The 18,227-nt window shown below is 70.3% G+C and carries 15 protein-coding genes and 1 tRNA gene; 10 read left to right on the top strand and 6 right to left on the bottom strand.

The window, feature by feature from the left end; genetic code table 11:
* Positions 1 to 172: 172 nt before the first annotated feature.
* The 4 genes from ACFC09_RS04825 to ACFC09_RS04810 all read left to right on the top strand — a co-directional run bounded on the left by ACFC09_RS04825 (position 173) and on the right by ACFC09_RS04810 (position 2,943).
* Complete coding sequence (locus ACFC09_RS04825) at positions 173 to 358, top strand: hypothetical protein (protein WP_376523979.1); 186 nt, start codon at positions 173 to 175, stop codon at positions 356 to 358.
* 378 nt (positions 359 to 736) lie between these two features.
* Positions 737 to 1,939, top strand: a complete 1,203-nt coding sequence (locus ACFC09_RS04820) for a helix-turn-helix domain-containing protein (RefSeq protein WP_376523977.1) — start codon at positions 737 to 739, stop codon at positions 1,937 to 1,939.
* 139 nt (positions 1,940 to 2,078) lie between these two features.
* Positions 2,079 to 2,684: an oligoribonuclease gene (gene orn, locus ACFC09_RS04815; protein WP_376523975.1), complete on the top strand. Its 606-nt coding sequence runs from the start codon at positions 2,079 to 2,081 to the stop codon at positions 2,682 to 2,684.
* Positions 2,685 to 2,870: 186 nt separating this feature from the next.
* A tRNA-His gene (locus tag ACFC09_RS04810) sits at positions 2,871 to 2,943 on the top strand.
* Positions 2,944 to 5,297: 2,354 nt separating this feature from the next.
* Here ACFC09_RS04810 and ACFC09_RS04805 read toward each other — a convergent pair.
* From ACFC09_RS04805 to ACFC09_RS04795, 3 genes are all read right to left on the bottom strand, one after another.
* Positions 5,298 to 6,428, bottom strand: coding sequence for a hypothetical protein (locus tag ACFC09_RS04805; protein ID WP_376523974.1), 1,131 nt, complete (start codon positions 6,426 to 6,428; stop codon positions 5,298 to 5,300).
* A 605-nt stretch (positions 6,429 to 7,033) separates the two neighbouring features.
* Positions 7,034 to 7,162, bottom strand: coding sequence for a hypothetical protein (locus ACFC09_RS04800; RefSeq protein WP_376523972.1), 129 nt, complete (start codon positions 7,160 to 7,162; stop codon positions 7,034 to 7,036).
* A gap of 6 nt (positions 7,163 to 7,168) precedes the next feature.
* On the bottom strand, positions 7,169 to 8,224 hold the full coding sequence (locus ACFC09_RS04795) for a LacI family DNA-binding transcriptional regulator (RefSeq protein WP_376523971.1): 1,056 nt from the start codon (positions 8,222 to 8,224) through the stop codon (positions 7,169 to 7,171).
* Positions 8,225 to 8,424: 200 nt separating this feature from the next.
* Between ACFC09_RS04795 and ACFC09_RS04790 the strand changes: the two genes are divergently transcribed.
* From ACFC09_RS04790 to ACFC09_RS04770, 5 genes are all read left to right on the top strand, one after another.
* Entirely contained in the window at positions 8,425 to 8,850 is a 426-nt protein-coding gene (locus tag ACFC09_RS04790; protein ID WP_376523969.1) for a PPOX class F420-dependent oxidoreductase, read from the top strand.
* A gap of 492 nt (positions 8,851 to 9,342) precedes the next feature.
* On the top strand, positions 9,343 to 10,671 hold the full coding sequence (locus ACFC09_RS04785) for an ABC transporter substrate-binding protein (RefSeq protein WP_376523967.1): 1,329 nt from the start codon (positions 9,343 to 9,345) through the stop codon (positions 10,669 to 10,671).
* Positions 10,668 to 11,693, top strand: a complete 1,026-nt coding sequence (locus ACFC09_RS04780) for a carbohydrate ABC transporter permease (protein ID WP_376523965.1) — start codon at positions 10,668 to 10,670, stop codon at positions 11,691 to 11,693. Before ACFC09_RS04785 ends, ACFC09_RS04780 begins: the two co-directional genes overlap by 4 nt.
* Positions 11,690 to 12,586, top strand: coding sequence for a carbohydrate ABC transporter permease (locus ACFC09_RS04775; protein WP_376523963.1), 897 nt, complete (start codon positions 11,690 to 11,692; stop codon positions 12,584 to 12,586). The genes ACFC09_RS04780 and ACFC09_RS04775 overlap by 4 nt, the downstream gene beginning before the upstream one ends.
* A gap of 214 nt (positions 12,587 to 12,800) precedes the next feature.
* Complete coding sequence (locus ACFC09_RS04770) at positions 12,801 to 14,228, top strand: GH1 family beta-glucosidase (protein WP_376523961.1); 1,428 nt, start codon at positions 12,801 to 12,803, stop codon at positions 14,226 to 14,228.
* Positions 14,229 to 14,241: 13 nt separating this feature from the next.
* Here the strand turns inward: ACFC09_RS04770 and ACFC09_RS04765 are convergent, their stop codons facing one another.
* Together ACFC09_RS04765 and ACFC09_RS04760 are read right to left on the bottom strand one after the other, a co-directional pair.
* Complete coding sequence (locus ACFC09_RS04765) at positions 14,242 to 15,111, bottom strand: spermidine synthase (protein ID WP_376523959.1); 870 nt, start codon at positions 15,109 to 15,111, stop codon at positions 14,242 to 14,244.
* A gap of 185 nt (positions 15,112 to 15,296) precedes the next feature.
* The gene (locus ACFC09_RS04760) at positions 15,297 to 15,701 is read right to left on the bottom strand and encodes a hypothetical protein (RefSeq protein ID WP_376523958.1); all 405 of its coding nucleotides are present in this window, start codon (positions 15,699 to 15,701) and stop codon (positions 15,297 to 15,299) included.
* 265 nt (positions 15,702 to 15,966) lie between these two features.
* On the opposite strand from ACFC09_RS04760, the gene ACFC09_RS04755 reads away from it, so the two are divergent.
* Positions 15,967 to 17,421: a hypothetical protein gene (locus ACFC09_RS04755; RefSeq protein WP_376524119.1), complete on the top strand. Its 1,455-nt coding sequence runs from the start codon at positions 15,967 to 15,969 to the stop codon at positions 17,419 to 17,421.
* Positions 17,422 to 17,454: 33 nt separating this feature from the next.
* On the opposite strand, the gene ACFC09_RS04750 is transcribed toward ACFC09_RS04755, so the two are convergent.
* Positions 17,455 to 18,051 (bottom strand): histidine phosphatase family protein, encoded by a 597-nt coding sequence (locus ACFC09_RS04750; RefSeq protein ID WP_376523956.1) that lies wholly within the window; start codon positions 18,049 to 18,051, stop codon positions 17,455 to 17,457.
* Positions 18,052 to 18,227: the final 176 nt, after the last annotated feature.

The raw sequence follows: 18,227 nt of genomic DNA, 5'->3' as shown, positions 1-18,227 counted from the left end.
GCCCGAGCCGTCGGCCCCGCCCGCACCTTCCGCATCACCGCCCCCACCGCCCCCACCGCCCTCGTCACCCCCGTCCGCTCCCTCAGTCCCCTCAGCGCCCTCCCCTCCGGGCGGGTCCGCTCCGGCCGGGTCCGCCGCCCCGGACGCGGCGACCGACGTCGTCCGCTGGGGCGTGTTCAGCTGCTTCCTGGTCCCCGTGGTCCTGCTCTGGTACGGCACCTCGCTCGCCGGTACCGCCGGCACCGCCTTCGGCCTCGCCGCCGTCACCGCCGCCTGCCGCGTCCTGCTGCGTCGCTCCGAACGTTGCGCACAGCAAAGAGGCGGACGTCACACCCGGGGCGGTACACCGGTCGGCTGACCGGTTTTTATGCACGCGTCCGCTGCTTTTCAGCCAACTTCTGAACCCCCTCCCGGCCGTGGGTCGAGCACCCCCAAACCCCCGTTCCACCTGCACGGAAAGGGTCTCGGAGGGCATCCGCACCCTACGCGGTTTGGCCACTACGACGAGGCGCACTTCCCTACGCGGCGCGCGAGTGCAACGCTTCGTGATCGAATGCTTCACGCCAAGTTGTCATGTCGACAATGTGCCACATGTCGAACTCGTCACCGTGGCACATCGGGACACAGTAGATTCGATCTTGATCGTCGTATGGCGGGGGACTCGTGCAGGACCGAGGGGAAACGTGCAGGAGCGACACAACCGAGGAGCCGCGACCACCGAGGGGGGCTTAGCAGGATGAGCCACGACTCCACTGCCGCGCCGGAAGCCGCGGCCCGGAAACTTTCCGGGCGCCGCCGCAAGGAGATCGTCGCGGTGCTGCTGTTCAGCGGCGGCCCCATCTTCGAGAGTTCCATACCGCTGTCGGTGTTCGGCATCGACCGCCAGGACGCCGGAGTACCGCGTTACCGCCTGTTGGTGGCCGCCGGTGAGGAAAGCCCGCTGCGGACCACAGGGGGCCTGGAACTCACCGCGCCACACGGCCTGGAGGCGATCTCCCGCGCGGGTACGGTCGTCGTGCCGGCCTGGCGGTCGATCACCGCGCCGCCGCCCGAGGACGCGCTTGACGCGCTGCGCCGCGCGCACGAGGAGGGCGCCCGCATCGTGGGGCTGTGCACCGGCGCGTTCGTCCTGGCGGCCGCGGGCCTGCTGGACGGCCGCCCGGCCACCACCCACTGGATGTACGCACCGACGCTGGCCAAGCGCTACCCGTCGGTGCACGTCGATCCCAGAGAGCTGTTCGTCGACGACGGCGACGTCCTGACGTCGGCGGGCACCGCCGCCGGGATCGACCTGTGCCTGCACATCGTGCGGACGGACCACGGCAACGAGGCGGCCGGCGCGCTCGCCCGGCGCCTGGTGGTCCCGCCGCGCCGCAGCGGCGGTCAGGAGCGCTACCTCGACCGGTCTTTACCGGAGGAGATCGGCGCCGACCCGCTGGCCGAGGTCGTCGCCTGGGCGCTGGAGCACCTCCACGAGCAGTTCGACGTGGAGACGCTGGCCGCGCGCGCGTACATGAGCCGCCGTACGTTCGACCGCCGCTTCCGCTCGCTCACCGGGAGCGCGCCGTTGCAGTGGCTGATCACCCAGCGCGTGCTCCAGGCCCAGCGGCTGCTGGAGACGTCCGACTACTCGGTGGACGAGGTCGCAGGCCGCTGCGGCTTCCGCTCCCCGGTGGCGCTGCGCGGGCACTTCCGCCGCCAGCTGGGCTCCTCCCCCGCCGCCTACCGGGCCGCCTACCGGGCCCGCAGGCCGCAGGGCGAGCGGTCGCTGGACGGCGAGGCCGCGATGTCCCAGGCCGGCCCCGGTGGGCCGGGGGCCGCGGGGCTGACCGGGCCGGTCGGAGCGGTGCCCGCCCTGCTGCACCCGGAGGGCGGGGTGCCGATGCAGGCGCGGCGCGCGGCCGCGATGAGCCTGCCGGGGTCGCGGACCGGCGCATGACGCGATGAGGGGGCAGGGGTCCGGGTGCGGTACACCGGGCCCCTGTTCCGTGTCCGGACCGGCGGCGGCGCCGTACGCCGCGCCGTGACCCCGCGCACGCCCGGCTCCGTAAACGGCTACGGGCCGTAAGGTTAGACATATGAACGATCGCATGGTGTGGATCGACTGCGAGATGACCGGCCTCTCGCTGTCCGACGACGCGCTCATCGAGGTTGCCGCCCTCGTCACCGACTCCGAGCTGAACGTGCTCGGTGAAGGTGTGGACATCGTCATCCGTCCGCCGGACGCGGCGTTGAAGACGATGCCCGAGGTGGTGCGCGAGATGCACACCGCGTCCGGGCTGCTCGACGAACTGCCCGCCGGGACCACGCTGGCCGACGCGGAGGAACGGGTCCTGGCCTACGTACGGGAGCACGTCAAGGAGCCGGGCAAGGCCCCGCTGTGCGGCAACTCCGTCGGCACCGACCGCGGCTTCCTGCTGCGCGACATGCCCACGCTGGAGGACTACCTCCACTACCGGATCGTGGACGTCTCCAGCGTCAAGGAACTCGCCCGCCGCTGGTACCCGCGTGCCTACTTCAACAGCCCGGAGAAGAACGGCAATCACCGCGCCCTCGCCGACATCCGCGAGTCCATCGCCGAGCTGCGCTACTACCGCGAGGCCATCTTCGTCCCCCAGCCGGGTCCCGACTCGGACACCGCCAGGACGATCGCGGCCAAGCACGTCCGGCCCACGGCGCGCTGAGCACTCCACGCCGGCCGCGGGCGGCACGGCCGGAAGCCGCGGCCGGCGCGGGCGGACGGGGCCGCCGACGGGGACGTTCACAGGCACGGCGGTGGACACCGGGAAAGCCGTGCGCGAGCACCCCTTCGGACCCTGTACACTTTTTCTCGGCCGGTCGGAGAAATCACTCAGTAACCGCTGGTCATGGTGGGTGTAGCTCAGCTGGTAGAGCACCTGGTTGTGGTCCAGGATGTCGCGGGTTCGAGTCCCGTCACTCACCCTGTTGATTGAGGCCCCTGACCTTGGGAAAGGTCAGGGGCCTCGATGTTTGCCCGGCTCGCGGGGACACGGCGCTCGCGGGGACACGGCGCTCGCGGGGACACGGCGCTCGCGGGGACACGGCGCTCGCGGGGACACGGCGCTCGCGGGGACACGGCGGGAGCACGCTGTCCGACAGAGCCCGAAGATCACCTGCTGGCAGGACGGGCGGCTCTCCCAGGAGCACGGGGAGAAGCAGACCTGGGAGAAGCAGGCGTCTGGACCGGAGCGGAACCGGGCCGGGAGTGGACGCTTCTGCCGCCATCAGCCTCCGAACGCGGCGTGGGAGGGGGCAGGGGCGGCGCATACAGGTGGGCTGCTGCTGGTGGGACCGGCGGGGGCGTCGACAAAAACGGGGCGGGCGTTACTACTGGCGGAGTCTGGCCGGTCACCGCCGGCAGAAACGGACTGGACGGCTCCGGCAGAAGTGGGCCGGGCGTTGCAGGCGGAGTCTGACTGGTCACCGGCGGCAGAAGCGGGCTGGACAGCTCCAGAAGCGGACTGGGCAGCTCCGACAAAAGCACGCCAGATGTTGCCGGTGCGGCTATCTGGGCTGCCACAATCGGGTTGAGGGGAACGGGAGAGGTCGATTCGGACGCAGGAACCGGCTGGTAATCGGGTTGTTCCAGATCTACTGCGGGTGCAGATCTCTGCGTGAGGTGTTCACGGAGCAACAGCCCGAGCCGCACCGCCTGTGCCACCGTGATTATTCCCGCCCCAGCGGATTGCAACGCGTTGCTTGCCGGCGTGCCCTTTTCCAGCGCGGCCCCCAGGCCCCACGTGATGGCACCGGCTGCACCGATTCCGCCCGCTATCAACGCCTTGCTGTGCTTCACGAACGCCTTGTCATGCTTGGCGTCCAAGAACAACCCCGATGCCAAATTCGCAAAAGCCACTGTGCGGGCCACCCGAACTCCCGTGGGATCTACTCCCGGGAGACTTGAGGTCATGAACGCCACACCCTCGGACGCACCAACCAGATCTCTGACCCAGCCCTCTTTTCCCTGATAATAGCGGAGTCCCGCAGAGGTCAGGCTGGCGGCGGCATTCGTGGCGGGCCCCATGACTTTCCCGAGAGTATTGCCTGCCCCTACCCCGGCCCCCCACAGAATATGACCGGCGAAAGCGGCTGCGTTTATCGCGGCCGTCTGGCTGTCCGTGGAATAATTCTGCGCGACTTTTACCGCATTTTGGCCGGCGAGAAAACCCAGGCCGACCGCCTGGCCGACCGCCTGCTTAATGGGGTCACTCATTCCATTACCAACGGCCAACGCACCCCAGCCGGCCCCCGAGACGAAACCTTTCGCCATGTCCCACCAGAGGTCTTTGCGCCCGCTCGCATGGCGCTGCGTCTCGCCGCCGGAGGCTGGTGGGGGAGGTCCCCCCTCCTCCGATCTCCTCAAAGGAACGCTCACCCCCGCTGCGGGGTGAGCATCTGGACCGACCACTGACTCAGCCATGTGAGCGCCTTTCGCTCCGACCTGGGATATGTGGGGGTTTCACTTGCCGCACTGCGGGTAATTCGCACACCCAGGGCAACCGCCCGGGATCCGCGAAGCCTTGCGGTGATCCCTACATCCCCGACGCCGACGGGACGGTGCTCAGACTTCGTCGTCTGGGACGAGAGTCCACAGAAAGGCTCTGGACACTCCCGGAGCGAACATACGTTACAGAGATTTCACACACCAGTGCCCTGTCGTTAACAATTTGGTCTCCTTGCACCGCCACGACAGGGCCGGGTTGGAGCATGGGACACAAGCGGCTGACTACTGATCTTCGAGATCCCTCTTGGAGATCAGGCAGAGTGGGCACCAGGCGGTACGGGAATCCTGGATGCCGCCCATGCCACCGCGCTTGTGCCGCACGCCCGCCCCAGCGGCCCCGGCACGCTCGCGCGGGACAACCACTCCGGGCACGCCGGTGCAGAGGTGCGGGAGTGGGCCATGAGACAGGAGCGCCGGCCGGGGATCGTCCGACTGCCGTCGTAGGCGCCCGAGCCGGACCCGGTGGGTCTCCTGTGCGAGATCGTCAAAGATGTTCTCGCGAACGCGCGGATGCCGTTCGATTCGTGAGCCGGCGGAGGCTCCCGAGGCAGGGCCGCCCAGCAGGATCAACCAGCGTGCGGCGGCGCGGCCGAGGCCGGCGGATCAAGAAGGCGCCCGCCATCGGCGACCGTGACCGCCCAGCCGCGTTGCGCGCCGCACCCACCAGGCCGGCGCGCAACGCTGCCCCTGCACCACCCGCGACAGACGAGAGCACGAATCACGGTGGCTGTACCTGCCGTGTCCTGCACGGCAGGTCACCTCGCCACGAAGATCACCTGCCGGCCGCGCGGGCACTCGTCGTAGGAACGGACATCCGGGCGGGGGCAGAACTGGGCCGCGAGAAAACGTTGTCACCACCGCCGGCTGCCGAATGGCATGTGGAAGCGGGGAGGGGAGGCGCATACCGCTGGGGTGCTGTCGGCGAGATCGCGGGGGGCGCCGTCAACGGGAACGGAGAGGACGCCGTCGGCAACATCAGGCTGAACGCCGTCGCTGGAACCGGACTGGACACCGCCGACGGAGTCGGGCTGTACGCCGCCGCATGCGAAGTCGGGGTGGGGTTCGCCCACAGGACCGGGCTGGACGTCGCCAGCAGGTCCGGGCTGGGCGCCGCCGGCAGACCCGGGCTGGACGCCGGCGGCAGACCCGGACTGGACGCCGTCGACTGGTCCGGGCTGTACACCGCCGGAGGCGACGAAATGTACGCCGCAGATGTATGCAGAACGGACGCTTCCGTGACCGGGCTGACGGGCATGAGCACGCTCGTTTGGGGCTCGGGCCCAGCCTTGGCGGTGGAGTGGCGCCGTGGAACCGGCTCGTAACGAGGCAGTTCCATGGCCGAATCGGACGATTTCTGCGCGTATTTCTCATAGAGCGGGTAGACGAGCCGCGCGGCCTCCGCAGCCGCCACCACCCCCGCCCCAATGGACTGCACCGAGTTGTTTTCCACCCCGGCGCCCACGGCCCACACGGCTGCGCCGAGTCCGTGCCCGATGAGACTCTTGTCCTGCGTGGCGTCATAGAAGAACCCCGCCGCCGCGCTTCCGAACGCCACTGCGCGAGCCACGGGATTTCCCGTGTAGCCTCCGGCCGTGAATGCGGCCATCTCGGCCACATCGAACAACTCCCTGCGCCACTCCTCCTTGCCCTCGCGCCATTTCAGTACCGCAGAGGTGAGACTTGATGCGGTGTTCACCGCCGGTCCCGCGACTTGCATGATACGGTTGCCGGCCCCTATCCCGCCCGCCCACACAGCGGTACCGACGGCGGTGGCCAGGTTCGTCGCGGCCGACTCCTGATCCGTGGAAAAACTTTCCGCCGCTTTTTCCGCACTATAGGCAGCAAGATGACCAAAGCCGACCGCCCGGTAGACGCGATTGTTCAACCCATAGCCGGCGGACACCCAGGCCATCGTGCCTGTCAGGGTGATTTTTTTGGCTATATCCCAGTAAGTGTCTTTATGTCCGCTTGCACTGCCTCGGACCTCGTCACCAGAGGCTGCTGTCGGGGATTGCCCTCCCCCCGATCCACTCAATTCGACGCTCGCCCCTGCGGCTTGAGCATCTCCTTGCGATCGGACAACAGACCCAGTCATGTGAGCACCTTTCGCCCCGACCTCGGAAATGTGGGATTCTCACTTGCCGCGCTGCGGGTGCCCCGCGCACCCAGGGTGACTACCCAGGATCCGCGAAGCCTTGCCATGAACCCCTCCATCCCCGACGCTGGCGGCGCGATGTGCAGACTTCGTCGCCCGGACCTGAGTCCGCAGGAGGTCTCTCGACGCTCCCACGAAGAAGCTACGCCTTAAAGATTTCAACTACCATTACTCTTTTGTTAACGATTTGGTCTCCCTGGAGCCGAAGACGGGGCTCTCGTCGACGTATTGCGGTATAGGAAGCCAACTTGTATCCCGCGACCCCGAATATGCCACTTCGCTTGCTATTGACGATTTTTCTTACTCGTCCACGAGGGCCCGACGGGGGGAAATAAAAGCAGATATACGGATTTTTACCGGACCGGCTGTGCCGTGCGGTTGACGTCCGGAGTGACGTCCGGGGTGACGTACAGGGTGACGTACGTGGAGAGGTCGTCCAGGACGACGACCCCTGCTTTGGTGTGTTCCGAGGCGAGAAACACCCCGTACTACGACGACGAGCGGATCACCAGTTCCGTCGCCAGGACCGCGTGACGGCGTTCCGGGTGGTGGGAGATCGCCGGGCGGTGGTCGGCGATGTCCGCAAGGAGCAGGTCGAGCATCGCGCGGCCCATCTCCTCGATGGGCTGGCGGACGCTGGTCAGCGGCGGATCCATGTGGCGGGCGATGGCCGAGTCGTCGTAGCCGATCAGGGCCACGTCGTCCGGGATGCGCCGGCCCGCCGCGCGCAGCACCTGCCGGGCTCCGGCCGCGGTGACGTCCGAACCGGCGAAGACCGCGTCCAGGCCAGGGCTGCGCTCCAGCAGCCTGGTCATCGCGCGCCGGCCGCCCTCCTCCGTGAAGTCGCCCGGCTCGACGAGGAGTTCGTCCGCCCCGTGGCCGGCGTCCCGCAGGGCGTCACGGTAGCCGTCGACGCGCCGCTGAGCGCCGTACACGTCGAGCCGGCCGGTGATGTGGGCGACCGTGCGCCGCCCGCGGGCAAGCAGGTGCTCGACGGCCGAGCGGGCGCCGCCGTAGTTGTCGGAGTCCACCGAGGTCAGCGTCTCCCCCGCCGAGCGCGGGCCGCTGATCACCGCCGGGATCCCCAGCTGGGCCAGCAGATCGGGCAGCGGGTCGTCGGCGTGCACGGACACCAGGAGCACGCCGTCCACCCGGTGTGCCGCCAGATACTGGGCCAGCCGACGGCGCTCGCGGTCGTTGCCCGCGAAGATCAGCAGCAACTGCATCTCGGTCTCGGACAGTTCGGCCCCTACGCCGCGCAGCATGTCCGAGAAGTACGGCTCCGCGAAGAACCGGGTCTCCGGCTCGGGGACCACCAGGGCGATGGCGTCCGTACGGTTCGCCGCGAGAGCGCGGGCGGCCGTGTTCGGTACGTAACCCAGCTCGGCGACCGCCGCCTGCACCGCGGCCCGGGTCGCCTCGCTGACCCGGGGCGACCCGTTGATCACCCGGGAGACCGTGCCACGGCCGACACCGGCCCGTGCGGCGACCTCTTCGAGGGTCGGCCGACGGGCACTGCGCCCCCGCGCTCCGTGGCTTGCCATGGGTTCCCGCCCTCCCTGCACCCGCAATCTCCCTGGTCTGGAATCTAACAGCCCGGCCCGCGCGGGTCTCCGTACGCCGTCGTCGGCAGTGCCCCGGCGGGGCGGGAAGGGCGCGCGGATGCCGTCGGCCGCCGATGTGGCACGGTGAACGAAGGTGATCAACAGATCGCCGAGGACGGATCCCCGAGGAGGAGATTCACGTGTCGAAACCACCGCTCCCGCAGGCCGCGGTCACCCTGCTACGGAAGCCCAATCCGGCCGTCATCGCCACGCTCAGGGCGGACGGCCAGCCGGTGTCCACCGCCACCTGGTACCTCTGGGAGGAGGGCGAGGGCCGCATCCTGGTCAACATGGACGAGGGCCGCAAGCGGCTCGAACACCTCCGCAACGATCCCCGGGTCACCCTGACCGTGCTCGACGACCAGGACTGGCACACCCACATCAGCATCATCGGGCACATCGCCGAACTGCGCGACGACACCGACCTGGCCGACATCGACCGGCTGTCCCAGCAGTACATCGGCAAGCCGTATCCGCAGCGGGACCGCGGCCGGGTCAGCGCCTGGATCGAGATCGACCGCTGGCACGGCTGGGGCGCGCTGAAGGAGAGCAGCCAGCCCGGCTGACCTGGGGTGCCCACCCCCGCCGCGCTCCCCTGCCACCGGGCGCGTTCCGGCCCGGGAACCGGACGGGTGGCTTCGGCCGGCGCACGCCGCCGAAGCCACCGCGGGTACCAGCGGCATGGAGCCGGACAGAAGACCGGCGACCTCGCCCTCGCCCCGCACGGCAACCTCGCCCTCACCCCCGCCCTCGCCGCGACACCTCGCCCTCACCCGCGCCCTCCCCCCACTCGCCCTCGCCGCGACACCGTGACCCCGTTCCGGCAGCCGCCCGAGCGCCAGTTAACAGGCCGATAACTGAACACAGTTGTCCGCGTCGGCTCCCTTGACACCCCCGCGCGAACCGACGACTCTTCAACGCATCAAGAGTGGGAGCGCTCCCACGCCACCTGTCACATACACGTCCTACACGTTCCCCGCCCGCGCCGCAGCTTGTACCAACGGGCCCGACAGCGCAGTCGGCCGGGGGGTCGGCACATCAGGAAACAGGAGGACTCCATGCGCACGAGCACCCGCCGGTCCCGCTCACTGGTGGTCTTCGCGGCCGTCGCCGCGCTGGCCACGGGAGCACTGGCCGGCTGCGCCAGCGACTCCGACGACGGGTCGTCCCACTCGGACGGCGGCAACGGCGACGGCACGGGCAAGACCACCCTGACCGTCGGAACCTTCGGTGTCTTCGGCTACAAGCAGGCCGGTCTGTACGACGAGTACATGAAGCTCCACCCTGACATCACCATCAAGGAGAACGTCACCACCCGTACCGACGTCTACTGGCCCAAGGTGCTCACCAGGCTCCAGGCCGGTTCCGGTACCGACGACGTCCAGGCCATCGAGATCGGCAACATCACCGAGGCCGTGCAGACCCAGGCCGACAAGTTCGTGGACCTCGGCAAGGAGGTCGACAAGTCCCAGTGGCTGGACTGGAAGAACGCCCAGGCCACCACCAAGGACGGCAAGCTGATCGGGCTCGGCACCGACATCGGTCCGATGGCGATCTGCTACCGCAAGGACCTGTTCGAGAAGGCCGGCCTGGAGACCGACCGGACCAAGCTCGCCGCGCAGTGGAAGGGCGACTGGGCCAAGTACGTCGACCTCGGCAAGGAGTACATGAAGAAGGCGCCGTCCGGCACCAAGTTCGTGGACTCCGCCTCCTCCGTCTACAACGCGGCGGTGGGCGGCGAGAAAGAGATGTACTACGACAAGGACGGCAACGTCGTCTGGGACAAGTCGGCCGGTGTGAAGACGGCATGGGACGTGGCGATGACCGCGGCCACCAGCGACATGTCCGCGAAGCTGAAGCAGTTCGACAAGCCGTGGGACCAGGGCTTCGCGGGCGGCGGCTTCGCCACGGTGGCCTGCCCGGCGTGGATGCTCGGCTACATCCAGGAGAAGTCCGGTGACTCCGGCAAGGGCAAGTGGGACGTGGCGGCGGCCCCGACCGCGGCCAACTGGGGCGGTTCCTTCCTCGGCGTGCCGACGGCGGGCAAGCACCAGAAGGAGGCCGTCGCCCTGGCGAAGTGGCTGACCGCGCCCGAGCAGCAGGCCAAGGTCTTCGCCAAGCAGGCGAGTTTTCCGTCCACCCCGTCGGCGTACCCGGACCTGAAGCCGGCCGCGGACACCACCGCGTACTTCTCCGACGCGCCGCTCACCCAGATCTTCTCCGACGCGGCGAAGACGATCCCGACGCAGTTCCACGGCCCCAAGGACCAGCCGATCGGCACCGCGATCACCGACATCGGCATCCTCCAGGTGGAGCAGAAGGGCAAGTCACCGGCGCAGGGCTGGGACGCGGCCAAGAACGAGATCAAGGACGTGCTCGGCCAGTGACCGGCCCCGAGCAGGCCCTGGCGCAGGCCGCGCCGAGTGCCGACGCCGCGCCCGGCTCCCAGCCGGGCGCGGCCCCCGGCCCTCGTGGTCGCGGTGCGCCGGCGGGCGCCGACTCCTGGCGCAGCCGGCTGTACCGCTGGGACATGAAGGCGTCGCCGTACGCGTTCGTCGCCCCCTTCTTCATCCTCTTCGGGGCCTTCTCGCTGGTCCCGCTGCTGTACACGGCGTGGTACTCGCTGCACGGCGTGCAGTTGTCGTCGCTGGACCACAAGACCTGGGCGGGCCTGGACAACTACCAGAACCTGCTGTCCTCGGAGTTCTTCTGGAACGCCCTGCGGAACACCCTCACCATCGGAGTGATCTCGACCGTGCCGCAGTTGCTCGCGGCGCTCGGGCTCGCGCATCTGCTCAACTACCGGCTGCGCGGCTCGACCGTGTGGCGGGTCGTGATGCTCACCCCGTACGCCACCTCGGTGGCGGCGGCGACGCTGGTGTTCACGCTGCTGTACTCCTGGGACGGCGGCATGGTCAACTGGATCCTGCACTTCGTCGGCGTGGATCCGGTCAACTGGCGTGAGTCGGACTGGGGTTCGCAGTTCGCCGTGTCGTCCATCGTGATCTGGCGGTGGACCGGCTACAACGCGCTGATCTATCTGGCGGCGATGCAGGCCATACCGACCGATCTGTACGAGTCGGCGGCGATCGACGGGGCCGGCCGCTGGCAGCAGTTCCGGCATGTGACGATCCCCCAGCTGCGGCCGACGATCCTGTTCACGGTGGTCGTGTCCACCATCGGCGCGACCCAGTTGTTCGGTGAGCCGCTGCTGTTCGGCGGGGTCAGCGGTTCGAAGGGCGGCTCCGAGCACCAGTACCAGACGCTCGGTCTGTACATGTACGACCAGGGCTGGATCATCGGCAACCTGGGCAAGGCATCGGCGATCGCCTGGTCGATGTTCCTCATCCTGGTGATCATCGCGTTGATCAACATGCTGTTCGTCCGACGCCTGAGGAAGTCCCGATGACCACCAGTGAACTCACCCTCCCCCGTGGGACGGGCACCGAGCGGCGCGGCCAGCGCCGGGTGATGGGCGCGGGCAAGCAGTTGCACGCGGGGCCGGTCACCTATGTCGTCCTGACCGTCTTCGCGCTGGTCTCGCTGGCGCCGCTGGTGTGGACGGCGATCGCGGCCTCCCGCACCGACCGGCGGCTGGCCGAGACCCCGCCGCCGCTGTGGTTCGGCGGCAACCTGTTCAAGAACCTCCAGTCCGCCTGGGACGAGGCGGGGCTGGGCAGCGCCATGGTCAACTCCGTGATCGTGGCGGGCACCATCACGGTCAGTACGGTGCTGTTCGCGACGATGGCCGGGTTCGCCTTCGCCAAGCTGCGGTTCCGGTTCTCGAATCTCCTGCTGCTGCTGACGATCGGCACGATGATGATCCCGCCGCAGCTGGCCGTCGTACCGCTGTACCTGTGGATGTCGGATCTCGGCTGGTCGAACCAGTTGCAGACGGTGATCCTGCCCAGCCTGGTGACCGCGTTCGGCACGTTCTTCATGCGGCAGTACCTGGTGCAGGCGCTGCCGACCGAACTGGTCGAGGCGGCCCGGGTGGACGGGGCGAGCAGTCTGCGGATCGTGTGGCACGTGGTGTTCCCGGCGGCACGGCCGGCGATGGCCGTGCTCGGCCTGCTGACCTTCGTGTTCGCCTGGAACGACTTCCTGTGGCCGATCATCGCCCTGACCCAGCAGAACCCGACCGTGCAGGTCGCCCTCAACTCGCTGGGCACCGGCTACGTACCGGACCAGTCGGTGATCATGGCGGGCGCGCTGCTCGGCACGCTGCCGCTGCTGGTCGCCTTCCTGCTGTTCGGCAAGCAGATCGTGGGCGGCATCATGCAGGGCGCGATCAAAGGCTGACCCACCACGGCCCCCGGAACCTCGGAACCCCTGGGCGGGCACCCACCACCCACCACCCACCCCTCACCAACCATCGATCACTTCCCCGGAGCCCCGGGGACCGGACCACCGCCACCCCGGCCCCCGGCACTCCCCTCGCCCCTTTCCCTCCCCCCTTTCCCCCCGCCCCTTCTCTCTCCCTCCCCCTCCCCGACCACTCGATGGGAGCGCTTCCATGCCTGAACCCGTTACCCCCGTGAGTTTTCCCCCCGCCTTCCTCTGGGGCGCCGCGACCTCCGCCTACCAGATCGAGGGGGCGGCACGGGAGGACGGCCGTACCCCCTCGATCTGGGACACCTTCAGCCACACGCCGGGCAGGACGGCCGGCGGCGACACCGGTGACGTCGCGGTCGACCACTACCACCGCTACCGCGAGGACGTCGCGCTGATGGCCCGGCTGGGCCTGAACGCGTACCGCTTCTCCATCTCCTGGCCGCGGGTGCAGCCGACCGGCCGGGGCCCGGCCGTCCAGGTGGGCCTGGACTTCTACCGCCGACTGGTCGACGAACTGCTGGCCGCCGGCATCAAGCCGGCCGTCACCCTCTACCACTGGGATCTGCCCCAGGAGCTGGAGGACGCGGGCGGCTGGCCGGAGCGGGAGACCGCCCACCGGTTCGCCGAGTACGCGCAGATCGTCGGGGAGGCGCTGGGCGACCGGGTGGAGCAGTGGATCACCCTCAATGAGCCCTGGTGCAGCGCCTTCCTGGGCTACGCCTCCGGGGTGCACGCACCGGGCCGGACCGAACCGGTGGCCTCGCTGCGGGCCGCGCACCACCTCAACCTGGGACACGGTCTCGCCACCTCGGCCCTGCGTTCGGTGCTGCCGGGACACGCCTCGATCGCGCTCAGCCTCAACTCCTCCGTGGTGCGCACGGTTTCCCAGGACCCGGCGGACCTGGCGGCGGGCCGGCAGATCGACGACCTGGCCAACGGCGTCTTCCACGGCCCGATCCTGCACGGCGCGTACCCCGGGACGCTGTTCGAGTCGACGGCGTCGCTCACCGACTGGTCGTACGTCCGCGACGGCGACCTCCGGGCGATCCACCAGCCGCTGGACGCGCTGGGCCTCAACTACTACACGCCCACACTGGTCTCCGCGAGCGGGTCGGACGCGGCCGGCCACGGGGCCGACGGACACGGGGCGAGCGACCACTCCCCTTGGCCGGGCGCCGGCGGCGTGACCTTCCACCAGACCCCGGGCGAGCGCACGGAGATGGGCTGGACCGTCGACCCGACGGGCCTGCACGAACTGATCATGCGGTACTCGCGGGAGGCCCCGGACCTGGCGTTGTACGTGACGGAGAACGGGGCCGCCTACGACGACAAGCCGGACCCGGACGGCCGGGTCCACGACCCGGAACGCGTCGCCTATCTGCACGGCCACCTCTCGGCGGTGCACCGGGCCGTCGCGGACGGCGCGGACGTACGCGGCTACTACCTGTGGTCCCTGATGGACAACTTCGAGTGGGGGTACGGCTACGAGAAGCGGTTCGGCGCGGTGTACGTCGACTACGCCACGCTGGAGCGGACGCCGAAGTCGAGCGCGCAGTGGTACGGGCGGGCCGCCCGGTCCGGTTCACTGCCGCCGGCCGGGACCCCGTAGTCCGGCGACGCGGTCAGCGGAACACGGAGGGCGGCGGCGCCGGTGAGGCCACTGCCGCCGCGTCCGTCACGGGGACCGCGCCGCCGGTGAAGTCGGCGAGGGGCCTGCCGTGTTCGACCCGTCCGGGGTGCGGATCGCAGGCCGCCCGCCGGGTCAGTTCGGCGATCGGCAGCGGGCCGTCGGCGGCGACCAGGACCGCGTTGCCGAACCGCTTGCCGCGCAGCACGGCCGGGTCGGCGACGAGCGCGACCCCCGCGAAACGGGCGGCGGCCGTGGCGATCTGGCCGCGCAGATGGGCGAGCGGCGGGCCGTCGGCGAGGTTGGCGGCGTAGACGCCGGTGGGGCTGAGCGCGCGGCGGACCTCGTCGAGGAATTCGGTCGAGGTGAGGTGCGCGGGTGTCCGGGCGCCGCTGAACACGTCGGTGACGACCAGGTCGGCCCAGCCGTCCGGGATCTTGGCGAGGCCCGCGCGCGCGTCCGTCGACCGCACCCGGATCCGGGCGGCGGGGTCCAACGGGAGTCGGCTGCGTACGAGTTCGACGAGGCGGGTGTCGCGTTCGACGACCTGCTGGGTGGAGCGGGGGCGGGTGGCGGCGATGTACCGGGCGAGAGTGCAGGCGCCGCCGCCGAGGTGCACGGCGCGCAGCGGCCGTCCGGGCGGGGCGGCCAGATCGACGACGTGGCCGAGCCGGCGCTGGTACTCGAAGGAGAGGTGGGCGGGGTCGTCGAGATCGACGTGCGACTGCGGCGCCCCGTCGATCAGCAGCGTCCAGGCCCGTCGGCGGTCCGGATCGGGTACCAGCTGTGCCAGCCCACCGTCGACGCTCTCGGCGACGGCATCGGCCTCCGCCGCACGACGCCGAGAATTCCTGGCCCTACCCACCCACCCATTCTGGCAGCCCCCTCGCCCCCGGCCGAACGCCACCCGAGAACCACACAACGACACCCCCCACGTACCTACCCACCCAGGGGCGCGGGGAACTGCGCGACCAGCCACGACGCCCGCCGCACCCACCCCACAACAAATCCCCCCATCCACCCCACTCGCCCCGCCACCCCAGCGGAGCGTCACCGGCAACTGTCGGCCGCCTCGATCAACCGAGCCGCCTCCCCCAACGCGCGCCGCAACACCGACGGATCCGTCGCCAGGTCGGCCTCGCCGGGCGGCAGCAGCCAGTCCGAGCCGGCGACCGGGGGCTCCCGGTGCAGACTCAGCCCGCGCCCGTCGGTCTCCGTGCACGTGCTGCCCGGGACGTCCCAGGCAGCCGCGGTCCCCGAGGGCACGAGGAAGCAGAGGGTCTCGCCCCCGTCGTCGTGCAGGACGGGGCCCACCGCCTCTCCGGCTCCCCGCCGCAGGATGTCGACCGCTTCCAGACCCTGGCGGGTCGGCACCGTCACGAGGTCGCACGATTCCGGCGACGACGTGGACGACACGATCGACATATCAAGATCGTTGCTCCGGCTGGTCTCCATCCCGGCCTCCACCACGCAGCATCTGGCAGTCCACCCCTTCCAACGAGACACGGCGTCAACAGCTACGCGCCAGGCCGCCGCAAAGGATGGCAGTTCATGGCAGATCGCAGGGCGGATATCCGGTTTGTGGCCAAACACTGCGTGGCGGGTGGGTCACAGCAGGTACGTTCTTGCCCGCCGGATGAAGGGTGCCTCACGGACAACTCTCGTGAAATCACCTCGAATCCGGCATGGTTCGACGGTTCGCACGAGAGGACCCCCGGCCATTGCGTCGTCAACGGTGACCTCGTCACAGCCCGACCGGCCGCCGCGGCCGAACCTCGCCTTCCGGCAGTTGCGCGGCCGGCGTTCACCCGCCGAGTTCGCGGCGCTGGTACGGCGTGCCGCCCGCGAGATCGGTGAACGGGTGAGCTGTGACGCGCGCTACGTCGGCCGGGTGGAGGCGGGTGAGATCCGCTGCCCGAACTACGCGTACGAGCGGGTGTTCCTGCACATGTTCCCCGGCCGCACGCTCGCCGACCTCGGCTTCGCGCCCCGGTCGTCCGTACGCGGACGCGCGGCGCGCCCGGCCGGGGACGCGTCCCCCGCGTCCGGCACCCAGCCGGTGCCCGCCGCGGGTGAGGCGGGTGCGGCCGTCGAGCCGCGGGACACGCAGGACCCGCAGGACCCGTACGACACGCACCAGAACCACGAGGAGAGCGACGTGCTGCGTCGCGCATTCATGACCGGCGGGGGCGCCACGGTGGCCGCCGCCCTGGGGCCCTTCGCCCTCACCACCGACGCCGCGGCCCCGCCCGCGGACCACCCGCACCGGCGGCCCGGATCGAGCGAGGCATCCGCTCTCGAAGAAGCCGTCCGCCGGATCCGACTGCTCGACGACCGACACGGCGCGGACGGCCTCTACCGGCGCGCGGCGGCCCCGCTGCGCGCCGCGTACGCGCTGCTGGACGCCGGGGCGACCCGGCAGAAGACCGCGGACCGACTGCACGCGGGCACCGGCGAGCTGGCCATCTCGGTGGGCTGGCTGGCGCACGACTCCGGGCGGTTCGACGACGCGCGCTCGCACTACGCGGAGGCACTGGCGACCGCCCGGATGATCGCGGACCCGGCCCTGGAGGCGCACGCCTTCTGCAACACGGCGTTCCTCGCGCGGGACGCCGGACGGCCGCGGGAGGCGGTGCGGGCGGCTCAGGCCGCGCAGCGGGTGGGGCGCGGGCTGGGCTCCGCACGCCTGATGTCGCTGCTCGCGCTGCGCGAGGCGGGCGGCTGGGCGGGGCTCGCCGACCGCACGGGCTGCGAGCAGGCACTGGCACGGGCGCAGGCCCTGTACGAACGCGGACGCTCGGACGCCGACCCCGAGTGGATGAGTTTCTACGGGCGGGCCGAACTGGAGGGGCTGGAGGCCCAGTGCTGGTCGATGCTGGGCGACTGGCCGCGCGCGGCCCGGCACGCCCGCCGCGCGGCCCGGCTCCAGGACCCGCACTTCACCCGGAACATCGCCCTGTACACGGCGGAACTCGCCGACGATCTCGCGCGCGGGGGCCGCCCCGACGAGGCCGCGCAGGCCGGGATCCGGGTGCTCGACCTGCTGGACCAGGTCCAGTCGTCCCGGGTCCACGCGATACTGGCGGGAACGGCGCGCGTGCTGCTGCCGCATCGCAGGGCGTCGGGGGTGTCCGAGTTCCTGGAGCGGCACGCCTCGCTCCCCCGCATCATGTGAGGACGCTCACCCGGTCGCCGGGTGTGAACACGGTCACCCCGCGAGGTGGCCCAGGTCGTTCCAGCTCTCGATCGCCGGTTCCCCGTAGGCCCAGCCGAGGACCGACAGGGACGCGGGGCTGAGGCGGATGCGCGCGGCGAAGTCGAGCGGCAGGCCCAGCCACCGCGCCCCTATGGAGCGCAGGATGTGCCCGTGGGCGAAGACCAGGACGTCACGGTCCGCGGACCTGGCCCAGGCCACCACCTCGTCCGCCCGTGCCGTCATCCCGGCCAGGTCCTCGCCCTCGGGGACGCCGTCGCGCCAGATGAGCCAGCCGGGGCGAACGGCCTGGATCTCGGCGGGGGTCATGCCCTCGTAGGCGCCGTAGTCCCACTCCAGGAGCGTGTCCCAGACGGCCGCGCGCTCGCCGAATCCGGCGAGTTCGCACGTCTCACGCGCGCGTGCCAGCGGGCTGGTGCGCACCTCGGCCCCGGGCAGGCCGTCGAACGGCGGCCGGTGCAGCCGCTCGCCGAGCAGCTTGGCGCCCCTCCGACCCTCCTCCAGGAGCGGCACGTCGGTTCTGCCGGTGTGCTGGCCGGACAGCGACCACTGCGTCTGTCCGTGCCGGGCCAGCACGATGCGGGGTGCCATGAGGGGGGCCTTTCGGGGGCGGGGCGGTGCCAGACCGGCCGGGATCCAGGGAGCGGAACGAGGGGTGGAACCGGAAGGAACACGAGGGAACGGGACCGGAACCCTTCCATCATCACGCATCGCCGTCACGGGCAACCCGCCGGGCGACCTCGGCGTCTATCTGGGCTGGAACGTCC

Source organism: Streptomyces sp. NPDC056161, from assembly GCF_042268025.1.
Classification (GTDB): domain Bacteria; phylum Actinomycetota; class Actinomycetes; order Streptomycetales; family Streptomycetaceae; genus Streptomyces.
The sequence above is the reverse complement of the archived record's forward strand: the minus strand, read 5'-3'. Positions and strand labels throughout refer to the sequence as shown.